This window comes from Pseudomonas triclosanedens (assembly GCF_026686735.1).
GTDB lineage: Bacteria > Pseudomonadota > Gammaproteobacteria > Pseudomonadales > Pseudomonadaceae > Pseudomonas > Pseudomonas triclosanedens.
In genome coordinates, this window is sequence record NZ_CP113432.1 from 977937 (window position 1) to 997404 (window position 19468).

14 protein-coding genes are annotated in these 19468 nt (G+C 64.7%); 7 read left to right on the plus strand and 7 right to left on the minus strand.

The window, feature by feature from the left end; genetic code table 11:
* Positions 1-14 precede the first annotated feature (14 nt).
* Positions 15-875: a PhzF family phenazine biosynthesis protein gene (locus OU419_RS04655; protein WP_254471156.1), complete on the minus strand. Its 861-nt coding sequence runs from the start codon at positions 873-875 to the stop codon at positions 15-17.
* Positions 876-1055: 180 nt separating this feature from the next.
* Here OU419_RS04655 and alaC point away from each other — a divergent pair, with 180 nt between their 5' ends.
* Positions 1056-2276: an alanine transaminase gene (gene alaC / locus OU419_RS04660; protein WP_254471155.1), complete on the plus strand. Its 1221-nt coding sequence runs from the start codon at positions 1056-1058 to the stop codon at positions 2274-2276.
* 146 nt (positions 2277-2422) lie between these two features.
* On the opposite strand, the gene OU419_RS04665 is transcribed toward alaC, so the two are convergent.
* Positions 2423-2857, minus strand: coding sequence for a DUF411 domain-containing protein (locus tag OU419_RS04665; protein ID WP_254471154.1), 435 nt, complete (start codon positions 2855-2857; stop codon positions 2423-2425).
* A gap of 199 nt (positions 2858-3056) precedes the next feature.
* Between OU419_RS04665 and OU419_RS04670 the strand changes: the two genes are divergently transcribed.
* Positions 3057-3521 (plus strand): DUF4345 family protein, encoded by a 465-nt coding sequence (locus OU419_RS04670; RefSeq protein WP_254471153.1) that lies wholly within the window; start codon positions 3057-3059, stop codon positions 3519-3521.
* Between the two features lie 324 nt (positions 3522-3845).
* Positions 3846-4148: a DUF1883 domain-containing protein gene (locus tag OU419_RS04675; RefSeq protein WP_254471152.1), complete on the plus strand. Its 303-nt coding sequence runs from the start codon at positions 3846-3848 to the stop codon at positions 4146-4148.
* Between the two features lie 3 nt (positions 4149-4151).
* Here OU419_RS04675 and OU419_RS04680 read toward each other — a convergent pair whose 3' ends face one another.
* The 3 genes from OU419_RS04680 to OU419_RS04690 all read right to left on the minus strand — a co-directional run bounded on the left by OU419_RS04680 (position 4152) and on the right by OU419_RS04690 (position 7313).
* The gene (locus OU419_RS04680; protein WP_254471151.1) at positions 4152-4658 is read right to left on the minus strand and encodes a DUF4136 domain-containing protein; all 507 of its coding nucleotides are present in this window, start codon (positions 4656-4658) and stop codon (positions 4152-4154) included.
* A gap of 82 nt (positions 4659-4740) precedes the next feature.
* Positions 4741-5826 (minus strand): tRNA (uridine(54)-C5)-methyltransferase TrmA, encoded by a 1086-nt coding sequence (gene trmA / locus OU419_RS04685; protein ID WP_254471150.1) that lies wholly within the window; start codon positions 5824-5826, stop codon positions 4741-4743.
* Between the two features lie 191 nt (positions 5827-6017).
* The gene (locus tag OU419_RS04690) at positions 6018-7313 is read right to left on the minus strand and encodes an NCS2 family permease (RefSeq protein WP_017521650.1); all 1296 of its coding nucleotides are present in this window, start codon (positions 7311-7313) and stop codon (positions 6018-6020) included.
* 278 nt (positions 7314-7591) lie between these two features.
* Here OU419_RS04690 and OU419_RS04695 point away from each other — a divergent pair, with 278 nt between their 5' ends.
* The 3 genes from OU419_RS04695 (at position 7592) to OU419_RS04705 (ending at position 11598) form a co-directional block, all read left to right on the plus strand.
* On the plus strand, positions 7592-8083 hold the full coding sequence (locus tag OU419_RS04695; RefSeq protein ID WP_254471149.1) for a SecDF P1 head subdomain-containing protein: 492 nt from the start codon (positions 7592-7594) through the stop codon (positions 8081-8083).
* 118 nt (positions 8084-8201) lie between these two features.
* Entirely contained in the window at positions 8202-9905 is a 1704-nt protein-coding gene (locus OU419_RS04700) for a molecular chaperone HscC (RefSeq protein ID WP_254471404.1), read from the plus strand.
* Positions 9906-9918: 13 nt separating this feature from the next.
* Positions 9919-11598 carry a J domain-containing protein gene (locus tag OU419_RS04705; RefSeq protein ID WP_254471148.1) on the plus strand — a complete coding sequence of 560 codons (1680 nt, stop codon included), beginning with the start codon at positions 9919-9921 and terminating at the stop codon, positions 11596-11598.
* A gap of 51 nt (positions 11599-11649) precedes the next feature.
* Here OU419_RS04705 and glyA read toward each other — a convergent pair whose 3' ends face one another.
* Positions 11650-12903 (minus strand): serine hydroxymethyltransferase, encoded by a 1254-nt coding sequence (gene glyA / locus OU419_RS04710; protein ID WP_254471147.1) that lies wholly within the window; start codon positions 12901-12903, stop codon positions 11650-11652.
* 300 nt (positions 12904-13203) lie between these two features.
* The gene (locus OU419_RS04715; RefSeq protein WP_254471403.1) at positions 13204-17370 is read right to left on the minus strand and encodes an EAL domain-containing protein; all 4167 of its coding nucleotides are present in this window, start codon (positions 17368-17370) and stop codon (positions 13204-13206) included.
* A 380-nt stretch (positions 17371-17750) separates the two neighbouring features.
* On the opposite strand from OU419_RS04715, the gene ettA reads away from it, so the two are divergent.
* Complete coding sequence (gene ettA / locus OU419_RS04720) at positions 17751-19415, plus strand: energy-dependent translational throttle protein EttA (RefSeq protein WP_254471146.1); 1665 nt, start codon at positions 17751-17753, stop codon at positions 19413-19415.
* The last annotated feature ends 53 nt before the right edge of the window (positions 19416-19468 follow it).

Genomic DNA, 19468 nt, shown 5'->3' on the forward strand with positions numbered 1-19468 from the left:
CGCCAGCCCGGTCGTCAGGCCAGGCGGTGCAGCAGTTCGGCGCGGGCGAGCAACTGTACGTCACCGCCGACGCGGACCTCGCCGTCCTGCCCGACCTGCACATCGAGACGGCTTGGGCGGCCGGCGAAGCGGCCCTGGGAAAGATGGAACAGCTCGCCACGACGGGCCTTGCCCAACTCCACCAGATAGGCGGCGACCGGGCCGGCCGCACTGCCAGTGGCGACATCCTCGATCACGCCGGCGCCGTCCCAGGTGCGGCCCTCGCGGTTATCCACATCCAGCACGAAGACGAAGGCGGCGTTGAGTTTTGCCAGTTCGGAGCTCAGGTCGGTGCGCTGGCGCACGCGGGCGAGGGCTTCGCCGCGTACCGGTAGCAGCAGGTAGGGCAAGCCGGTGCTGACCACGGCTGCGGGGTAGTCGGCGAGGTCGCCCGGCACCAGCGAGAACGCATCGGCGAACCAGCGGCGCGCCTCCTCGTCGAGCACCGCGCCGAAATCGGCATTGCCCTGGTTCATTTCGGCGTGGAAGCCGGCACCACGGCGGCGCGTCGCAACGCGTACGTCCTTGGCCGGCAGTTGCAGGGTCCAACGCTCTTCTTCGCCGCGCTGATGCAGATGATGCAGCAGCGCGGCGGCGCCCAGCACCGGGTGGCCGGCGAAGGGTAGTTCCTCATCCACGGTGAAGATTCGCGCGGCATAGGTGTCCAGCGACGCCGACGGGAACAGGAAGATCGATTCGAACTGCCGCAGTTCCTGGGTCAGCGCTTGCTGGGACTGCGCCGAGAGACCGCGCGCATCGGGAAACACCGCCAGGCCGTTGCCGGTCAGTGGCTGTTCGGCGAAGACGTCGAGCTGCCAGTACTGAAGAAGGGACATGGGACTCCAGGGAGCCGCGCTTGAGCGGCTTCAATAAGAAAAACTCGACAGCCAGCCTAGCGAGCTATATGTTCGCCGACAAGAAAGCGTGGCCCCGAGCGGGTGCCGTGCTTTCCAGGCCACCGCAGTGGCCGGCGTCGCTCGGACGGTTCCGGGCGCCTACGTTACTCAGAGGAAACCATGACTGAACCCCGTTCAGCTCGTCGCTTTGCGCGCATCGATCGCCTGCCCCCCTACGTTTTCAACATCACCGCCGAATTGAAGATGGCCGCCCGCCGTCGTGGCGAGGACATCATCGACCTGTCGATGGGAAACCCGGACGGGCCAACGCCGCCACACATCGTCGAGAAGCTCTGCCAGGTCGCCCAGCGCGAGGACACCCACGGCTACTCCACCTCCCGTGGCATTCCGCGCCTACGCCGCGCCATCTCGCACTGGTACCGCGACCGCTACGACGTTGAGATCGATCCGGAAACCGAGGCCATCGTCACCATCGGCTCCAAGGAAGGCCTGGCCCACCTGATGCTGGCGACCCTGGACCACGGCGATACCATCCTCGTGCCCAACCCCAGCTATCCGATCCACATCTACGGTGCAGTGATCGCCGGCGCCCAGGTGCGCTCGGTCCCGCTGGTTCCGGGGATCGACTTCTTCAACGAGCTGGAGCGGGCGATCCGCGAATCCATTCCCAAGCCGAAGATGATGATTCTCGGCTTCCCCTCCAACCCGACCGCGCAGTGCGTGGAACTGGACTTCTTCGAGCGCGTGGTCGACCTGGCCAAGCGCTACGACGTGCTGGTAGTGCATGACCTGGCCTACGCCGACATCACCTTCGATGGCTGGAAGGCGCCGTCGATCATGCAGGTGCCCGGCGCCAAGGACATCGCGGTGGAGTTCTTCACCCTGTCCAAGAGCTACAACATGGCCGGCTGGCGCATCGGCTTCATGGTCGGTAACCCGGAGCTGGTCTCGGCTCTGGCGCGGATCAAGAGCTACCACGACTACGGCACCTTCACCCCGCTGCAAGTGGCTGCCATTGCCGCGCTGGAAGGCGACCAGCAGTGCGTTCGGGATATCGCCGAGCAGTACCAGAAGCGCCGCGACGTGCTGGTGAAGGGGCTGCACGAGGCCGGCTGGATGGTGGAGAACCCGAAGGCGTCCATGTACATCTGGGCGAAGATTCCCGAGCCTTACGCGCACCTGGGATCGCTGGAGTTCGCCAAGAAGCTGCTGCAGGACGCCAAGGTTTCGGTATCGCCGGGCATCGGCTTCGGCGACTACGGCGACGACCATGTGCGCTTCGCCCTGATCGAGAACCGCGACCGCCTGCGCCAGGCGGTGCGTGGTATCAAGGCGATGTTCCGCGCCGACGGGCTGCTGCCGGCCAAGCCGGCCGAATAGTCCGGGCGACGAATGAAAAGGGGCGGCCTGCCGGTCGCCCCTTTTTCGTATGTGGAGCCCCTCGTTCCCGGCGCTCCGCAGGGCTGGCCGCGGGAACCTGGAGAGCACCGCATCGCCAACCCGGGAACGCCGGGGCGAGGAACGTCTCAGTGGGCCGGATAGTCCGCCAGCACTTCGCGCTTGCCGGTCTTGGTCAGACCTACTACCTGGTAGGCGTCGTGGCGGTCGCCCATCTCCATGCCCGGCGAACCGACCGGCATGCCTGGCACCGCGGCGCCTGCAAGGTCCGCGCGTTCGCGTAGCTTGAGCACGTCGGCGGCCGGTACGTGGCCCTCGACGAACTTGCCATCGATCACTCCGGTATGGCACGAACCCATGCTGTAGGGCACGCCCAGACGGGTCTTCACCGCGCTCATGTCGGCTTCGACATGGTCGTTGACGGCGAAGCCGTTATTTTCCAGATGCTTGATCCAGTCCTTGCAGCAACTGCAATTGGCGTCGCGGTGCACGTCGATGGTCAGCGGCTCGGCGGCCTGGGCGGCGCCGGCGACGAGGGCGGTGAGCAGAAGCAGGGTACGCATTGGGGAAACCTCGGAATCCAGACGAAACGCAGGATACTCCCGGTTGCTGCGGCCTCCCCATCGGCGACCTGTTTCCATATATGACGACGCCAGCGAACTTGCCGCGCCAGCCGGAGTCTCTAGCTGATCGGTGGTGCGTCCGCGGCACTGGGTCGCAGCGGTGGACGCTCGGCAATGGCTGCTGCCAAGGAGAAATCGGATGCTATTCGCCCGTCTCGTCCTGCTGGTTCAGGCGCTGGTCTGGGGTGGTCTGGGGCTGCTCTACTGGATTCGTCCCTACGAAATGGCCAACCTCAGCGGCATGTTGCTGATGGAGCCGTCCTCGGTGAGCGATGCCCGGGTGTTCTACGGCGGACACCAGTTCGCTCTTGCGCTGTTCCTCGTATTCGCCCTGCGCCGTCGGCTGCTGGTGCGTCCGGCGCTGATTCTGGTAATTCTGGTGCAGTTGACGCTGACCCTGTCGCGCCTGCTGATCGCCTGGACCGAAGGCGGCATGGACGTGGATGCCCAACTCGCCGGAGTGATCTACCGAGGCGTGATTTCCGCGCTGGCGATCTTCGCTCTCTACTGGCTGGAGCGGCAGTCACGGGTACGCTCGCTGGCGGCAGCGCAGCGGGTGGTGGATGAGCCGGAACAGCAACGCGCGGATTTCGAAGGCCTATGAGTGCGCGTCCTGAGTTGGTTCGGCCTCTGTTGAAGCCGTGATGCCAATTCACTGTTTTTTAAAGTATCCCGGCTGGGCGTGAAATGCGGGATGGCCCGAGTACGTCTTGTCCGTATCCAGCGGAGATGGCCATGCGGCAGGCGCATGGTTCAGCGCGCCTTTCTGCGTCGCCGTCCTTGCCGGCGGGGCTGGTGCGCGGTGATCGCCTGCAAGCGGCGCTGTCTCTTCTGACAAGCGGGGCACTTTGGACGCCGGCAATGCCGAAGTACCCGGCGCGACGTGCTATCGTATTGATTTTGCGGAAAAACCGGCGCGGAGCTGAAGATGAAGTTCGTACATCAACGTGAACACCTGAACGAAGGCGATCTGGTGGTCATCGAATGCTCCATGACCTGCAATATCCGCCTGATGACCGACGCCAACTTCCGCAGCTTCAAGAACGGCGGCCGGCACTCCTACCACGGCGGCGCGTTCGACCGCTTCCCGGCGAAGATCAAGGTGCCCAGCACCGGCTACTGGAACGTCACCATCGATACCGTTACCCGCCGCGCCATCAGCGTCACGCGCAAGGCGGACTTCAAGTACAGCATCAAGTTCGTCCGCAAGTCGCCGTCCAACTACAGTTGACCCTCAGCGCCCCGCGCGGGGTGGAAAGTCCTTGAGCAGTCGGGCGATGCCCTCGTCGAAAGCTTGCTGGTTCAGTGACGGGTCGTGCAAATGACGCGCTACCAAGGCCTGGAAAAGCACTTCGCCCGACGCTTCGTCGATGATCCTAAGGGCTACCCGGGCCTGCTCGGAGTCTGCGATCTGCGTCTGGGTGACCACACCTGCCTCGGTGGAAACCGGCCGCTGGATCACGCTGGTCTGGGTATCCAGGCCGACTGCGTAGATCACCCGCAACTCCCCTGAACGATCCTGAAAACGATAGCCCTTGGCCTCCAGCGCCCGGCGTACGGCCAGGTCGAAGCGGCCTTCGAGGTCTTCGCGGTGCCCCAGCGCGCGCACGGCCTGGATAAAGAAGGTGCTCTGGTGGCCGTCGGCGTTCGGCGAGACGCTGATATTGTCGGGATCGCTGGCGCAACCGGCCAGCAGGAGAAACAGCGCGGATAGAAACAGAGGTGAGGTCAGGCGGGACATGGACGGTACTCTTGTCATTGTCCCACCAGACTAGCCCTTTGCGCGGCGCCTGCCGCCCAACTCTCGGTTGGGCGTGGCGCATTCAGCGGCGGGTCAGCAGCACGCCGGCTTCCATGTGGTGCGTGTAGGGGAACTGGTCGAACAGTGCGCAGCGACTGACCTGGTGGGTGTCGTGTAGTTGGGCGATGTTCTGCGCCAGGGTCTCCGGGTTGCAGGAGATGTACAGGATGTTGTCGAAGCGCCGGGTCAGTTCGCAGGTGTCCGGGTCCATGCCGGCGCGCGGCGGGTCGACGAACACGCTGCCGAACGCGTAGGACTTCAGGTCGACATCGGCCAGGCGGCGGAACGGGCGCACTTCGTTGAGCGCCTGGGTCAGCTCCTCGGCGGAGAGACGCACCAGGGTGACGTTGTCCACGGCGTTGTCGGCGAGGTTCGCCAGGGCGGCGTTCACCGAGGTCTTGCTGATCTCGGTGGCCAGTACCTTGCGCACGCGGGTGGCCAGCGGCAGGGTGAAGTTGCCGTTGCCGCAGTACAGCTCCAGCAGGTCGTCGTCGCGCTGGCCCAAGGCTTCGTAAGCCCAGTTGAGCATCTTCTGGCAGACCTCGCCGTTGGGCTGGGTGAAGGCGCCCTCCGGCTGGCGGTAGCGGAAGGTGCGGCCGGCGATGGTCAGTTCCTCGTTCACATAGTCGCGACCAACCACCAGGCGCTTGCCGCGGGAGCGGCCGACGATGCTCACGCTCAGTTCGCCAGCCAGCTTCTCGGCGGCAGCCTGCCAGGCAGCGTCAACCGGGCGGTGGTAGCAGAGGGTGATCAGCGCGTCGCCCGCCAGGGTGGTGAGGAATTCCACCTGGAACAGCTTGTGCCCCAGCGTCGGCTCCGCCCAGGCGGCCTTCAGGCGCGGCATCAGCTCGTTGATGCGCCGGCTGGCGATGGGGAAGTCTTCGATCAGGATCGGGGTGTGCTTGTCGCCCTGCTCGAACATTGCGTAATGACGCGCGTCGCCTTCCCGCCACAGGCGGAACTCGGCGCGCAGGCGGTAGTGCTCGCGCGGCGAGTCGAACACCTCCGGCTCAGGCGCGGCGAAGGGCGCCAGCAGCTCGCGCAGGCGCGCGGCCTTGTCGGCCAGTTGGCTGTCGTATTGGGAGGGATCGAAACGCGGACTGCTCATGGGAAAACTCTTCAAAGGATCCGGACTTGCCGGACCGCTTTTCATCTAAGGACAAGTCGAAACCATCGGGGCGTGCGAGCTAGGTCAGACAAGGCGCCAGGTCGATTCGGAAGCGGAGTTTACGACTGTAAATGAGCATTCCGGATTGACCTGGCAACGCAGTATGGCCGACGCGCAGCAGCCCCCTTAACTCAAGCGTTGAACCAGCCCAGCTTGATCACGAAGAGGATCGACAGGATGACCAGCGCCGGGTTCAGTTCGCGGAAGCGGCCGGACAACAGCTTGCAGGCGGTCCAGGTGATGAAGCCGAAGGCGATGCCGTTGGCGATGGAGAAGGTCAGCGGCATGGCCAGGGCGGTTACCACCACCGGGGCGGCGACGGTCAGATCGTCCCAGTCGATCTCGGCCAGGCCCGAGGCCATCAGCACGGCGACGAAGAACAGCGCGGGCGCGGTGGCGAAAGCCGGCACGTTGCCCGCCAGCGGGGCGAAGAACAGCGCCAGCAGGAACAGCACGGCGACCACGATGGCGGTCAGACCGGTACGACCGCCGGCGGAAACGCCCGCCGCCGACTCGATGTAGCTGGTGGTGGTGGAGGTGCCCAGCAGCGAGCCGACCATGGCGGCGGAGCTGTCGGCGATCAGGGCACGGCCCATCTTCGGCATGTGCCCGTCCTTGCCCATCAGGCCGGCGCGCTTGGCCACGCCGATGAGGGTGCCGGAGTTGTCGAACAGGTCGACGAAGAGGAAGGCGAAGATCACGCTGAACAGGCCGATATCCAGCGCGCCCTTGATATCCAACTGCAGGAAGGTCGGCGCCAGGGACGGCGGCATCGACACCACGCCACCGAATTGGGAGACGCCGATGGCGATGGAAATGAAGGTCACCACCAGGATGCCGATCATCACCGCGCCGGTCACGCGCCGGGCTTCCAGGGCGACGATCAGGATGAAGCCGAGAATCGCCAGCAGAGGCGCGGGCTTGGCCAGGTCGCCCATGCCGACCAGGGTTGCCTGGTTGGCGACGACGATACCCGACTCCTTCAGTGCGATCAGCGCCAGGAACAGGCCAATACCGGCGGCGATCGCCGAGCGCAGGGCCAGGGGGATGCTGTTGATGATCCACTCGCGGATGCGGAAGATCGAAATGATGAAGAACATGCACGCGGAGAGGAATACCGCGCCGAGGGCCACCTGCCAGGTGTGTCCCATGTGCAGGACTACGGTGTAGGTGAAGAAGGCGTTCAGGCCCATGCCGGGAGCCAGGGCAATCGGGTAGTTGGCGATCAGGCCCATGACAGCCGATCCGATGGCGGCAGCCAGGCAGGTGGCGACGAAGATCGCGCCTTTATCCATGCCGGTCTCGCCGAGGATGCTCGGGTTGACGAACAGGATGTACGCCATGGTCAGGAAGGTGGTGATACCCGCCAGGATCTCGGTGCGCACATTGGTATTGTGCGCCTTGAGTTGGAACAGCTTTTCCAGCATGTTTGGCTCCCCGTGACGCGTGATGCGCCGTTATCGTTCTGGCCGGGAAAAGCAAAGCACATGCCCACTTGGAGCGTGCACTTTTCTTGTGGCCGGCAAAAAGGCGCGCATGATACCAGCTTGCCCGGAGTCGGAGTATTTCTGACCAGACGGACAGCAACCGTCCGTAGGAAGCGTAGACGCCAAGTGCAGATCAATGGATGCAATCCTTCCTGCATTTATGCTGTCCAACCCTGCATCTACCCACGGCCGTGGCGGCCGAAACCTTGTCCACACCGATGAAACCTTCGATACCCCTGCTTCTTGCCGCTCTGTTGAGCGCCTGCGCTGGCGGCCCGGTCGCGCCGCCGCAGCACAGCTTCGATGTCCACGCCCTGGCCGAACGCCCGTCGGCCAGTACCCGCACGCTGGCCGATCCGCAGGGCCAGGCGGTGCTGGTGGCGACTCGCCCGGAACTGACCCAGCGCGACGTACAGCGGGCCGAGTTGGCCAGCGTCGCTGGCGGCGAGCCGGCCGTGCAGGTGCAGTTCAGCCCCGATGCCAGCCAGCGCCTGGCACGCCTGACCCGAGCGGAACAGGGCAAGGCCCTGGCTGTGGTGATCGATGGGCAACTGAAACTGATGCCGAAGGTAGACCGCCCGGTGGACGACGGGCGTGTACTGCTGACGGGGTTCGCCAGCCGTCAGGAAGCCGAAACGCTGGTGCGCCAGCTCAATGCACTGCGCAACAAACCGGTGCAACCGGAGCAGAAGTCTGGCGGGCAGCCTTGATGCGAACTCGTTGGGCTTTACCCGCCAGGGGCGAATCGCTGTAATAGCGGCGTTACATTCCGATGGTTCGGGCAGCGAGGCGACAGGGTTCGCCATGCCCAGCAAGGAGAGCGCCAGCGTGATAGTCGGCATCGACCTCGGTACGACCAACAGCCTCGTCGCGGTTTGGCGCAATGCTGCGCCGCAGTTGGTGCCCAACGCCCTGGGCGACGTAATTACCCCCAGCGTGGTGAGCCTGGACGAGCAAGGTCGGGTTCTGGTCGGGCAGGCCGCTCGGGAGCGCCTGCAGACGCACCCGCAACTGACTGCAGCGCTGTTCAAGCGTCACATGGGCAGCGCCCGCGAGATCAGCCTCGGCACTCGCAAGTTCCGCCCCGAGGAACTCTCCGCGCTGGTGCTGCGCAGTCTCAAGGACGATGTCGAGCGAGCGTTCGGTGAGCCCGTGACGGAAGCGGTGATCAGCGTGCCGGCCTACTTCAGCGATGCCCAGCGCAAGGCCACACGTATCGCCGGTGAGCTGGCCGGGCTTAAGGTCGAGAAGCTGGTCAACGAGCCGACAGCCGCTGCCTTGGCCTATGGGGTCCATCAGAAGGACCGGGAAACCTCCTTCCTCGTCTTTGACCTGGGCGGCGGCACCTTCGACGTCTCGATCCTTGAGCTCTTCGAAGGCGTGATGGAGGTTCGTGCCAGTGCCGGCGACAACTTCCTTGGCGGCGAGGACTTCGATGCCGCGCTGGTGCAGCACTTCATTTCCAGCCTGCGACAGGAGAAGGCCACTCCCGACTTCGACTCGCCCGGCCTGCGCAATCGCCTGCGCCGGGAGGCTGAGCGCGTGCGCCAGGCGCTCGGCCAGGAAGCCGCTACCAGCTTCAGCTTCAGCCATGCGGGGCGGCAGTGGGAGCTGACGATCAGCCAGGATGAGCTGCAGAGAGTCGCTACCCCCTTGCTTGAGCGGCTGCGCGTCCCCATCGAGCGAGCCCTGCGCGATGCACGCATTCGTGTGGCCGATCTCGACGAGATACTGTTGGTTGGCGGCACCACGCGGATGCCCCTGGTCCGCAAGCTGGCCGCCGTGCTGTTCGGACGTTTTCCCTCCATGCACATCAACCCCGACGAAGTGGTGGCCCTGGGTGCCGCCGTGCAGGCGGCGCTCAAGCAGCGTGCTGAGGCGCTGGAAGAGGTGGTGCTCACCGATGTCTGCCCCTATACCCTGGGCATCGAGACCACCGAACAATTCGGCCGGGTGTACGAAGGCGGTCATTACCTGCCGATCATAGAGCGCAATTGTGTGGTGCCGATCAGCCGGGTGAAGACCATCCAGACGCTGCACGACAACCAGACCCATGTGCTGCTCAAGGTGTTCCAGGGCGAAAGCCGCCTGGTGAAGGACAACATTGCCCTGGGCGAGCTCAGCATTCCCGTGCCGCCCCGGCCAGCGGGCGAGGTGGAGCTGGATGTGCGCTTCACCTACGACAACAACGGCATCCTCGAGGCCGAGGTAAAGGTCCCGGCAACCGGCGAGCTGCACCATCTGGTGATCGAGAAGAACCCTGGTGTGCTGGCGCCGGAGGAAGTGCGCCGGCGGCTGGCGGAACTGGCGGAGCTGAAGGTCCATCCGCGCGAGCAGATGGCCAATACAACGCTGCTGGCGCGCCTGGAGCGGCTCTACCAGGAGCATCTGGGCGAGCTGCGGGAAATGCTCGGCAATATGGCTGGCAGTTTCCAGCAAGTGCTCGCGACCCAGGATCTGCAACGCATCGAGCAGATGCGGGTGGAGATCGCACAGCGACTCGACGAGCTGGAAGGCTCGCCCTGGCAATAAAAGGAAGGACCCCATGAACTGCTGGGAGATTCTCGGTCTCGATGCCGGGGCGGATGAACGCACGATCAAGCGCCACTATGCCCGCCTGCTGAAGACCACTCGTCCCGATGAAGACCCGGTCGCCTTCCAGGCGCTGCGTGAAGCCTATGAACAGGCGCTGCGCCTGGCGCAATGGCGGACAGACGCGGAAGGGGAAGCGGTCGAGGCGCTGGTTGCTGCTGCCGAAACCGCCGATGTAGCGCAGGCTGTGCAGCCGCTGACGGAATCTGCCGTGCCGGTGGCTGCGATCGATCATCGCCCTCGTCAGCTGGCCGAGCTGCTCACGGAACTGCGCCCCTCGCTGCTCACTGAACGTCGCTTGCAGGCTGAAGCGGCTGGAGTGGCAGTGGAGTTTGAGCGTGGTGTGCTGCGCCTGTGCCTGAAGGAGGAATGGGAGTCCATCCTGCGCGATGCCGCCTGCGCCGAATACGGCTGGCTGGAGGTACGCGAGACTCGAAGTCTGAAAGCTGCGGAGCTGCTTCCTTTATACGAGCAGATCCTGCAAAGCTATCTGCTCCAGATGCGAGCGCTGCACAATCGCAGCGAGCCGTTGGAGTTGGTCGACGGCTTGAAGTCGCTGCTCAACCAGCCCTGGCTGCAGAGCTATGACGGTCGCGCCTTACTGGAAGGCTCCGTGGTATCGATGCTGCTGGAGATGCCTTATTGGTCCTGCGCAACGCTTGATGCGATCGCCGAGGTGTTCGGCTGGCGCGAGGGCTCCCGGGAGGCAAGCTGTCCCGAACATCAGTGGCGGGCGCTGCTCGAGCGCTGGGATGCGGAGCGCTTCTATTCGAGGATTTCCGCCGATGCGCAGTGCTGGGAGCTGACGCCCGAATGCCGTGCGGCGCGTTTGGTGCTGGCGCCGTGGGATCGTTTCCAGAGGCGTCGTTTCAGCCGAGATTTTGCCAAGGAGGAACAGGAGAGCAGCAGGGATGTTGCCGCGAGCCTGGTCCATCGCTATCCGCAGTTACTGCCCCGCCTTCCGGGGGCGCCACTGGACGAGACGTTCTGGCGCGACCTGGCGCGAAGCGGGCCGATCCTGACGCGAGTGAAGTTGCTGTGGATTGGCTTCATCTTAATGTACGGCCTCGTCTACAGCCTGGAGCCGCGAAAATTCGATCCTGCATTGCTGGTTGGCATACCGCTGATCTCTACGATCCTTGCCGTGGGGCTCGACAAGCTGCTGGTGCTGTATGACCTCACGCTGCGCCATGACCTGAAAAAGCTGGATTACCGGTTGAGTGGGTACTTGCCGCCGGGCTGGCACCAATACGGTGCAGGAATCCGGCCGCTACGACATGGTGTGCCGGCCATTGGCGGCGGCCTGCTGATTGCTCACGCTTGCGATCTGCAGGGAGCTGGGTTCTGGCTGGCAAGCCTTGTGCTGGCGAGTGCTCTATTGCTGCTGATTCATCTGGCACTGCGCACGCAGTTACTGGCGCGCGGTGCTGAATTGATCCTTGATCCAGTGCGTCGGCACTCGCGCGTGCTGTTGGCGGTGGCGAGCGTGGCGATTCTTCTGGGCGTTATAGGCATCTATGTGCATCGGCAACAGCAATTGATAGACAAGCAGAACCCTGTCGGACGCCAAGAGAAGCAACATTGCCTGGCGCCGGAGCACAGTCGCGAACTTGCCTGCGCGCTGAGCCAATGAAAAAGCCCGGCATCTGCCGGGCTTTTTCGTATTGCGGTCCGCGGATTCGGCTTAGGCGCCGTATACCGGGAACTTGGCGCAGATGGCCTTGACCTTCTCGCGCACGCTGTCCACCACGGACTCGTCGCCCATGTTGGTCAGGATGTCGCAGATCCAGCCGGCCAGTTCGCGGCACTCGGCTTCCTTGAAGCCGCGGGTGGTCACGGCGGGGGTGCCGATGCGCAGGCCGGAGGTGACGAACGGCGAACGCGGGTCGTTCGGTACGCTGTTCTTGTTCACGGTGATGAAGGCACGACCCAGAGCGGCGTCGGCATCCTTACCGGTGATGTCCTGCTTGATCAGCGACAGCAGGAACAGGTGGTTCTGGGTGCCGCCGGAAACCACGTCGAAGCCGCGCTCGATGAACACGCTGGCCATCGTCTGGGCGTTCTTCAGGACCTGCTGCTGATAGGCCTTGAACTCAGGCTGCAGGGCTTCCTTGAAGCACACGGCCTTGGCGGCGATGACGTGCTCCAGCGGGCCGCCCTGGGCGCCCGGGAAGACCGCGGAGTTCAGCTTCTTCTCGATCTCTTCGTTCTTGCGAGCGAGGATCAGGCCGCCGCGCGGGCCGCGCAGGGTCTTGTGGGTGGTGGTGGTGACCACGTCTGCGAACGGAACCGGGTTCGGGTAGACGCCAGCGGCAACCAGGCCGGCAACGTGGGCCATATCGACGAACAGGTAGGCACCTATCTTGTCGGCGATGGCGCGGAAGCGGGCGAAATCCAGGACCTGGGAGTAGGCGGAGAAGCCGGCGACGATCATCTTCGGCTTGTGCTCGACGGCCAGGCGCTCGACTTCGTCGTAGTCGATCAGACCGGCATCGGTGATGCCGTACTGCACGGCGTTGTACAGCTTGCCGGAGGAGGAAACGCTGGCGCCGTGGGTCAGGTGGCCACCGTGGGCCAGGCTCATGCCGAGGATGGTGTCGCCGGCCGACAGCAGGGCCAGGTAGACGGCGGCGTTGGCCTGGGAACCGGCGTGCGGCTGGACGTTGGCGTAGTCGGCGCCGAACAGTTGCTTGGCGCGGTCGATGGCCAGTTGCTCGACGACGTCGACGTATTCGCAACCGCCGTAGTAGCGCTTGCCCGGATAGCCTTCGGCGTACTTGTTGGTCAGCACCGAACCCTGGGCTTCCATCACCGCCGGGCTGGTGTAGTTCTCGGAGGCGATGAGCTCGATGTGCTCTTCCTGGCGCTGGGCTTCCTGCTCCATCGCGGCGAAGAGTTCGGCATCGTAGCGGGCGAGGGTCAAATCACGGCTGAACATGGCGGTCCTCTTAAGGATCGGGTGCTGGGGAAAGGCGCGCATTCTAACCCAAGGCGCCGGTGCTGGCACATGAAAGGCGGTCATGTGACTGACAAGCGGGGTTCAAGGCCAGGATCGCGCGAAGGGCGAGTGGTCGAAGCGGCGTGATGAGCCGCTTGCCGAAGGTGCAGGAGGAGCTGGACGTAGGATGGCGTGGAGCGAAGCGATACCCATCGACTCGGCATTGCGACAGTATGGGCATTGCAGCGCTCCATCCCGCAAAAAGGTCGCCGGTCAGATTGTTTCCGTGCCTTTGCGCGATCAGCCCAGCAGGAATATCGCGTTGCTGGCGAACAGCGCGGCGAACTGTTCGGCGGGCACCGGGCGGCCGAACAGGAACCCCTGCACCTCGTCGCAGCCGTGTTCGCGCAGGAAGTCCAGCTGCGCCTGGCTCTCCACGCCCTCGGCGATCACCATCAGGTTCAGGCTGTGGGCCATCGCGATGATGGCACGGGCGATCTGCGCGTCCTGTTCGCCGTGGGGCAGGCCGTCGACGAAGCTGCGGTCGATCTTCAGCACGTCGATGGGGAACTGCTTGAGGTAGTTGAGCGACGAGTAGCCGGTGCCGAAGTCGTCCACCGCGATGGCCAGGCCCAGGCGTTTCAGCCCGGAAAGTATCTGCATCGCCTGGGAAACGTCGCTCATCAGGATGCTTTCGGTCAGTTCCAGTTCCAGGCACGCCGGTGGAATGCCGGTGTCCTTGAGAATGCCGGCAATGCGCTCGCCCAACTGGCCGTCGGCGAACTGCCGGGCCGACAGGTTCACGGAAATCTTCGGCACCCGCACTTTGTCGCGGTGCCAGGTCTTGAGTTGCAGGCAAGCCTGCTCCAGCAGCCAGTCGCCGACCTGGGCCACCAGGCCCAGTTCCTCCAGCACCGGGATGAACTCGGCGGGCGGAATCAGACCGCGACGGGGGTGCTGCCAGCGTAACAGTGCCTCGGCGCCGGTCAGGCGGCGGCCGTCGCCGGTGAACTGCGGCTGATAGTGCAGGACGAATTCCTGCTGCTCGATGGCGCGGCGCAGGTCGCTTTCCAGTTCCAGGCGTTCCAGTGCGCGGGCGTTCATCTCGGCCTGGTAGAACTGGAAGTTGTTCTTGCCCATTTCCTTGGCGTGATACATCGCCGTGTCAGCGTTCTTCATCAGTTGGCTGAGCTCGGCGCCGTCCTGCGGCGAGAGGGCCACCCCGATGCTGGCGGTGACGAAGAACTCGCGGCCTTCCAGAGTGAACGGGCGCGCCAGGCTGGCGAGAATCTGCTCGGCGACCTGGATCGCCTGGTTCAGTGCCTTCTCACGATCGCGCTGGCCAGGCAGCAGCAGGGTGAATTCGTCGCCGCCCATGCGCGCCACGGTATCGTCGTCGCTGACGCAATGGCTCAGGCGCTCGGCGACTTCCTTGAGCATGCGGTCGCCGGCGGCGTGGCCCAGCGAGTCGTTGATGGGCTTGAAGCGGTCGAGGTCGAGGAACATCAGCACCACCCACTGCTGATGCCGTTCGGCCTGCAGCAGCGCGGTGTGCAGGCGGTCCTGGAACAGCGTGCGGTTGGGCAGGTGGGTCAGTGCATCGTAGTAGGCCAGGCGATGGATGCGCCGCTCGCTGGCCTTGCGTTCGCTGATGTCGCTGAAGAAGCAGACGAAGCTGACCAGGTCGCCTTCCTCGTCGTGTACCGCGGTAATGCCGACCCACGATGGGTACAGCTCGCCGCTCTTGCGCTTCTGCAGTATCTCTCCTTCCCAGCTGCCGCTCTTGCGCAGGCTGTCCAGCACATGCTTGAGCTGGTTGGCCTCCTGGCGGTCGGCGGTCAGCAGGCGCGGCAACTGGTCCAACACCTCGTTGGCCGTGTAGCCGGTGAGGCGGGTGAAGGAATCGTTGATCTGTACGATGTAGCCGGCCGGGTCGGTGACCATGATCGCCGCCGTGGAGTGCTCGAATACCGTCGCGGCCATGCGCATCTCGCGCTCGGCGCGGCGTTGCTGGCTGATGTCGCGGGCGACACCGAGCAGCCCCTCGAAGCGCCCGTGGTCGTCCCACATCAGGGCGATGCGCAGCTCCACTGGAATCTTGTGGCCGTCTGCATGGATGCAGTCGAGGGCGAACAGTTGCGGCGCGGTGTTCGCGCGTAGCTCGGCGAGCCGCTTGGGTTCGCCGATCGCGTCGTGCACCCGCTCCAGCAGCGCATTCAGGCGTTCCAGTTGAGCCGGGTTGGCGGCGACCTGCTGGAACCCGTTCTGCAGCACCCATTCGGCGCTATAGCCGAAGACCTGCTGGATCGACGGGCTGACATAGTCAGGCTTGACCTGGGCGTCGGTGGAGAGGATCACGTCGCTGATGCTCTCGGCGAGCATCCGGTAGCGCCGGCCACTCTCGCGTAGCGAGTTGTGTGCCTCGACGGTGTCGGTGATGTCCTTGGCCACGCCGATCAACCGTGCCACGCGCCCGGCGGCGTCGCGAGTCAGCGCCTGCTCGCGGATGTCGAACCAGTGCCAGCTACCGTCGCGGTGGCGCCAACGCAACTGGCTGTCCAGCAGCAGACCGTCGCCCACTACCTGCTGCAGGTTGCGGATGCGCCAGTAGTATTCGGCGTCGTCGGGGTGCAGCACCTTTTCCCAGAAGCGCTCGCCCATCGCACGCAGTTCGTCGCTGTCATAGCCGAGCTGATAGCCGAGGTTGTGGTTGCTGAAGATCACCCGCCGCGCGGCGATGTCATGGATATAAAGAGTGTCGGGTACGGCGCGCACTGCATCGGACCAGAACTTCTCGCGCTCGATCAGCGACAGTTCGACCTGCTTGCGCGAGGTGATGTCGGAGAGGCTCAGGGTGACTGCGTGGAAATCTTGAATCATCTCCGGCACGCGCAGTTGCAGCCACAAGTGGCGCTGCTCGCCCTGGCGGGTACGGATGCAGGCTTCCAGTTCGACCATGCCGTGGCCGGCTAGCACGGCGTCGAGCACTTTGCTGCGCACGCCGTCGGAGCGCATGCCGGCGCTGCCGATGAGCACCTGCCAGGCCTGTTCGGTGGTGCTGACGCCCATCAGGCGCTTGGCGACGTTGTTGATCTCGGTGATGCGCACCTGGCGCAGCAGAGTCGGCAAGTGTTCGGGGTGCGAGGCGATCCACGATTTCAGGTCGTTCTGCCGACGCAGGTTGAGGTCGACCAGGCTCTGCCGGAGCCCCGCGAGGTCGAGCACGCAGAGGGCGACGCCAACGCCGTCGAAGATGTCCTGATAGCGCCGCCGGGTTTCTTCGAGGATATGCAGCGCCTGCTGCTCTTCGGTGACGTCGCGCAGCACCCAGACTTGGCCGCCCTGCGGCAGGTTGCCTCGCAGCACCCACGGAAGGTCCGGGGCGATTGGGTTGTCGTCCAGCGAGTGGCGGCTGACGGCGAACAAGCGGGCTTGCCCCGTCTGGTTGACCCGTACCAGCTCGGTACTGCCGCTTTCGGATAGCGTGCTGTCGCCGTTGAGCAGCGCGCCCAGGCCCGGCAGCAATTCCAGCAGGTGGTGTTCGGAGGCTTTGTCCGCGTCGATGCCGAACAACTGCTCCGCCTGCGGGTTGAGGTAGGCGAGCCGGCCGTCGGCGCGGGTTACCAGCACTCGCTCATCGATGGCGCTCAGGGCCTGGGCGGCCTGGCGCAGGCGTTGCTGGGAGTCGGCGGTCAGCGCGCGCAGGTTCTGTTGTTCACGCTGCAGGCGCAGCAGGGCACCGCCAGTCACTCCGGCGAGCAGCAAGAGCAGCGCCAGTTCGCCGCCCAGACGCGGAAGCAGAGTGGCGCGTACGTGCTTGGCATCGAACAGTGGACGCAATTGCCAGTCGGTATTCTGGATCGGCAGGCCCTCCAGGCTTTGCGCCTGCTCCAGCGGGGAGGCGGCGGTGAGCGGGCCTGGGCGGGAACCGCTGGAGCGGCCAAGGACCTTCTGCCGCTGCCGGTCTTCGAGAATCCATTGCGGCGCGTTCGGGCGGATCTGTGCGACCCAGCCCTGGCGGGCAATCTTCTCGTCGAGGCGAATCACGCTGTCGCCCTTGCCTGGTCCGGTGCCGCGCAGCCAGACGTAGAAAACGCCGCCGTTCTCTTCGCTGAAGGCGTAGTGATAGTCCTGGTGCCCGGCGCGCTGGCGCAGGGTGGCGATGAATGCCGCGTCCTTGAATCCGATGGCCGAATCCCGCAGCGGCAAACCGCTCTCGCTCAGGCTGAGCAGGCTATGGAATGCCGGATAGATACGGCGCAGGCCGGTGAGCAGCGCCGCCTGGCCCTCGGCCTCGCCGCGGTCGTCGCGCTGCTGGATCAGCGCCTGGGCCGCCAGAGCCTTGAGCTGCAGGGTCAGCGACATGCGCTGGGCCAGTTGCTCGCTGTGCAGCATGACCCGCTCGCGCTCGAAGCGTTCCTGGTTGCGGAACTCCTGATTCAGTTGCCAGAACAGCAGGCCGAGCATCAGCAGGACCAGCAGCAACAGGGCGGTCCGGGTCGCCACGCGGCCAGGCCTGGCCAGGGAGTCCGGAGAAGGGCGGGGAGTTGTAGACAAAGACCTGTTACCTGGGGCGATACGGCTGGATTCGGCGCCGTTAGGATGCCCGGAAGTGCGGCGATGTGCCAGTACGCCCGACGAGCGTTGTTTGCCCTTCCGGGGGCATTCCGGTAGTTTTGCCGCACGCGCGCGGGTGAAACGACCGCGCCAGTATCCGCGCGAAGGCCCCGAAAAGGTCATTCGCGCCCGGTGGCGGGGGCAGCCCGCCAACCCGGCCAGCAGCGCCGGCACTGCCACAGTCAGTTGTGGCCATCCCGATCACTTTTCATCCCAGAAGTCAGGTATCCATGGCTCAATACGTCTACACCATGCATCGGGTCGGCAAGGTAGTGCCGCCCAAGCGTGAAATCCTCAAGGACATCTCCCTGTCGTTTTTCCCGGGCGCCAAGATCGGCGTGCTGGGCCTGAACGGCGCGGGTAAATCCACCCTGCTGCGCATCATGGCCGGCGTCGACACCGAGATCGAAGGCGAAGCCCGCCCGATGCCGGGCATCAATGTCGGCTATCTGCCGCAGGAGCCGAAACTCGATCCGCAAGCCACCGTGCGCGAGATCGTCGAAGAGGCGGTCGGCCAGATCAAGGCCGCCCAGGCTCGCCTGGACGAGGTCTACGCCGCCTACGCCGAACCGGACGCCGATTTCGATGCCCTGGCCGCCGAGCAGGCCAAGCTCGAGGCCATCCTCCAGGCGTCCGACGGACACAACCTGGAGCGCCAGCTGGAAGTCGCCGCCGACGCCCTGCGCCTGCCGCCGTGGGACGCCAGGATCGAGCACCTCTCCGGTGGTGAGAAGCGCCGCGTCGCACTGTGCCGCCTGCTGCTGTCCGCCCCGGACATGCTGCTGCTGGACGAACCGACCAACCACCTGGACGCCGACTCCGTCGCCTGGCTGGAGCACTTCCTCCACGACTTCCCGGGCACAGTGGTAGCGATCACCCACGACCGCTACTTCCTCGACAACGTCGCCGGCTGGATCCTCGAACTGGACCGTGGCCACGGCATCCCGTTCGAAGGCAACTACTCCGGCTGGCTGGAATCCAAGGCCAACCGCCTCGCCCAGGAAGCCAAGCAGGAAGCCTCCCACGCCAAGGCCATGAAGGCCGAGCTGGAGTGGGTTCGCCAGGGCGCCAAGGGCCGCCAGGCCAAGTCCAAGGCTCGTCTGCAGCGCTTCGAGGAACTGCAGTCGCAGGAATTCCAGAAGCGCAGCGAGACCAACGAGATCTACATCCCGGCCGGTCCGCGCCTGGGCGACAAGGTCATCGAGCTGCACAACGTCAGCAAGGGCTACGGCGATCGCGTGCTGATCGACAACCTGTCGCTGAGCATTCCCAAAGGCGCCATCGTCGGCGTGATCGGCGGCAACGGCGCAGGTAAATCCACCCTGTTCCGCATGCTGACCGGCAAGGAACAACCGGACTCGGGAACCATCGAGATCGGTGAAACCGTGCAGATCGCCAGCGTCGACCAGAGCCGCGACAGCCTGGATGGCTCCAAGACCGTCTGGGAGCAGGTTTCCGACGGCTTCGAGCAGATCAAGATCGGCAACTACGAAGTTCCGTCGCGCAGCTATGTCGGTCGCTTCAACTTCAAGGGCGGCGATCAGCAGAAGTTCGTCAAGGATCTGTCCGGTGGTGAACGTGGCCGCCTGCACCTGGCCCTTACCCTGAAGCAGGGCGGCAACGTGCTGCTGCTCGACGAACCGTCCAACGACCTCGATGTGGAAACCCTGCGTGCGCTGGAAGAAGCGCTGCTGGACTTCCCGGGTGCCGCCATCGTGATTTCCCACGATCGCTGGTTCCTGGACCGCATCGCCACCCACATCCTCTCCTACGAGGACGATGGTAAGGTGACCTTCTTCGAAGGTAACTACACCGAGTTCGAAGCAGACCGCAAGAAGCGACTGGGCGATGCTGCCTCGCAGCCACACCGCGTGCGCTACAAGAAGCTGGCGTAAGCCGCTTCTGCTTGAAAACGGGGCCTTCGGGCCCCGTTTTCGTTTCTTGGTCC